Below are 3,361 nucleotides of genomic sequence, written 5' to 3' on the forward strand. Positions count from 1 at the left end.
GTTCGGTGCGTGGCGGGGGGCGGCGAAGCGGGTGCGGACCGCCTCCACTAGGGCGTCGCGGACGCCTTCGACGGCTGGGGCGGGGTCGGGTTCGGGGGCGGCGACGACAAGTGAGGCCGTCGGTTCGTAGCTCGTCACGTCGCGCGCGCCGTCGCGCACCACCAGCGCGTGCCCGGGCGGGACGCGCCGTACGCCGGTGTAGGGGGTGCTGTCGCCCAGGGCCTCCGGCGAGTCGGGGCAGGCGAGGAGGGCCGCGAGGTGGCCGATGTCGAGTTCCGCCTCGATGAGGTCGGCGAGGGGCAGGGCGGCGGTGGCGTAGGCGGTGCCGCCGGCCCACGCGGCGTGGAAGACGGGCCGGGCGCCGGCCAGGTCGCCGGTGACGGTGATGCGGCGGCCTATCTGAGCGACGGCGGTGTAGCTGCCCGGCCACGCGGTGAGCGGGCGCAGGGCGCCGCCGCGGGTGGCGAGGAGGCCGGCACGCAGTTGGTGGTCGTCGGCTCCGCAGCGGCCGAGGACGGCGAGGCGGGTGACGGGCGGCGCGGTGGTGTGCCGGGTGCCGTCGGCACGGGAGCCGTTCCGGCGGGGGCTGTCGGGATGGGGACCCGCGTGGACGACCCGTACCTCGTCGGGGCGCCAGTCGCCGACCGCCCACAGGGGGTCCGGGTCCTCCCACAGGAGCCGGGCGCCCACGGGCTGGACCGCGGGCGCGGCGGGGACGCCGGGCCGGGAGCCGGCACGGCTCCACCCCACCAACCAGCGCATCGCCGCCTCCACAGGCTGTGGACAACCATCGGGTAGCAGTCATCATGCACAGCGGGACGGGCGGCGCGACATCGATCGGGCCACTCGGAACCGTCGGCGGGCCGCTCCAAACCGTCGGCGGGCCGCCCGAGTCCGTCGGCGGACCGGTCGGGACCGCTGGACGGGCCGGCCGGGACCGTCGTACAGGCCGACCGAGACCGTCGGACGGACCGCGGAACACCGTCGGCGAGCGGGCCGGCCGACGGGCGAACGAGGCCGAACGGGCATCGGCGACATCACACCATGGCGCATGCGCGCCCCATGCTGCCACGGACGCACCGGACTTGGCCGTTCCGGCCCTTCTCCGGCCATGTTCCACCATCGGCGTACGGCGGGTTTCGGCCGTTTCCCGCGCGCCCCGCGCGCGGTGGTGACGACGCGCCCCGACAGCGCGTTCACGCTCGCGAACGCTCCGTAAGCCGGCTCCCTCGGGCGGCCGCGCCCCTCGTGAACGCCGCCGGGCGGAAGGGGCGTTCGTCTCCGTTCGGCCGGGGCCGCTCGCCCGCCGGCCTCGTCTCGGCCACCTGACTCGCGAGTTCGCGCAGCCCGGGAGGCACGAGCCGCACCCCCCGGGCCGGTCCGCCGCCCGCGGGGAATGGGGCGGCGGCTTCCCCCAGCCCACTGGATCCAAGGACAGCGGGCCAACCCACGCAGAACCATGGAACCGCCCCGCCGATGGCGTGTACAAGGCGCACAGCAGGCGCACGGCCACACTCTGCCGGAGCACGTGCCCCTCGGTGCACGCGCATGCGGACCAGAATCTCGCCATCCGGGACAACGCCCCTTAACGGTCGGGATGTGGGGAACTACGCTGGGTTTACGAATGCCCCGCGCCTATGCCGGGGCGGGCATCGTTGTTGCCGAGGGGTGCGCATGTCCAGGGAGCCACGCGGACCGAACGAGAAGCTGGGCACGGTCCTCGCTCTCGCGGGGATCAGCAACGCCGGTCTGGCGCGGAGGGTCAACGACCTCGGTGCGCAGCGGGGATTGACGCTTCGGTACGACAAGACGTCGGTCGCCCGGTGGGTCAGCAAGGGCATGGTGCCGCAGGGTGCCGCGCCGCATCTGATCGCCGCCGCGATAGCGGGCAAGCTGGGCCGGCCGGTGCCGCTGCACGAGATCGGCCTCGCCGAGTCGGATCCGGCGCCGGAGGTGGGCCTCGCGTTCCCGCGTGATGTCGGCCAAGCGGTGCGGTCGGCGACGGAGTTGTACCGGCTGGATGCCGCCGGTCGCCGTGGCGGCGGAGGCATTTGGCAGAGTCTCGCGGGTTCGTTTTCCGTCAGCGCGTACTCAACGCCCGCCTCGCGCTGGCTGATCACGCCCGCCGACAGCTCGGTGGCGCGCGAGCCGCAGCAGGCGGCCCGGGAGCGCGAGGCCGGCGCGATCCCCGACTGCGGCCTGCCGCAACGCGTCGGCCACAGCGACGTCGCCAAACTGCGGGAGGCGGCGGAGGACGCGCGCCGCTGGGACTCCAAGTACGGTGGCGGGGACTGGCGTTCGTCCATGGTGCCCGAGTGCCTGCGCGTCGACGCGGCGCCTCTGCTGCTGGGGGCGTACAGCGACGACGTGGGGCGCGCGCTGTTCGGCGCGACCGCCGAACTCACGCGGCTGGCCGGGTGGATGGCGTTCGACACCGGTCAACAGGAGGCGGCGCAGCGCTATTACATCCAGGCACTGCGGCTGGCCCGCGCGGCGGCCGACGTGCCGCTGGGCGGCTACGTCCTGGCCTCGATGAGCCTCCAGGCCACCTACCGGGGCTACGCGGACGAGGGGGTTGACCTCGCCCAGGCGGCGCTGGAGCGCAACCGGGGGCTGGCCACCGCGCGGACGATGAGCTTTTTCCGGCTCGTCGAGGCCCGGGCGCAGGCCAAGGCCGGCGACCAGCCGGCCTGCGGGGCGGCGCTCAAGGCCGCCGAGGGCTGGCTGGAGCGGGCGCGACCGGGCGACCCGGACCCGTCCTGGCTGGACTTCTACACCCAGGAGCGGTTCGCCGCCGACGCCGCCGAGTGCTACCGCGATCTGGGCATGCCGCGGCAGGTCCAGCGCTTCACCGAGCAGGCGCTGTCCCGGCCGACGGAGGAGTTCGTGCGCTCGCACGGGCTGCGGCTGGTGGTGTCGGCCGTCGCGGAGCTGGAGTCCGGCAACCTCGACGCGGCGTGCGCGGCCGGGGTGCGGGCGGTGGAGGTCGCCGGACGGATCTCGTCGGCGCGGACGACGGAGTACGTCCGGGACCTGCTGCACCGCTTGGAGCCGTACGGGAACGAGCCGCGGGTGGTGGAGCTGCGGGAGCGGGCGCGGCCGTTATTGGTGGCTACGACGGCGTGAGGGGGGGTGGGGTGGCTGGTGGCGTCAGCTCTTGAAACCGGGGTCAGGACCGGGGCCGGGGGCGGGAGCGGTAGCGGGACCGGGAACGGGAACGGACCAAGGCCGTAACCGGGGCCGAGACCGGATCATGGCGTAACCGGAACCAAGACCAGAACCGGACGAAGCCGGGCCGGGCCGGGCGGCCGGCGCACCGCCTGCCTCAGGGATGCGGGCGGCGAGCGGCGGGGTGGTCGGG

The 3,361-nt window shown here is 74.8% G+C and carries 1 protein-coding gene and 1 pseudogene; one reads left to right on the forward strand and one right to left on the reverse strand.

The genetic code is table 11. The features are described 5' to 3' along the window. Nucleotides 1-762: pseudogene (locus tag ACSNOK_RS31860) on the reverse strand (asparagine synthase-related protein); the annotation flags it as partial. 912 nt (nt 763-1,674) lie between these two features. Between ACSNOK_RS31860 and ACSNOK_RS31865 the strand changes: the two are divergent. Continuing rightward, nucleotides 1,675-3,126, forward strand: a complete 1,452-nt coding sequence (locus tag ACSNOK_RS31865; RefSeq protein WP_436784271.1) for an MFS transporter — start codon at nt 1,675-1,677, stop codon at nt 3,124-3,126. Nucleotides 3,127-3,361: the final 235 nt, after the last annotated feature.

Source organism: Streptomyces sp. URMC 126 (genome assembly GCF_051386555.1).
In the GTDB taxonomy this organism is placed as follows: domain Bacteria; phylum Actinomycetota; class Actinomycetes; order Streptomycetales; family Streptomycetaceae; genus Streptomyces.

What these genes read in the sequence shown, in the direction of transcription:
- ACSNOK_RS31865 (WP_436784271.1), top strand. Translation starts at nt 1,675, where the DNA reads ATGTCCAGGGAGCCACGCGGACCGAACGAGAAGCTGGGCACGGTCCTC.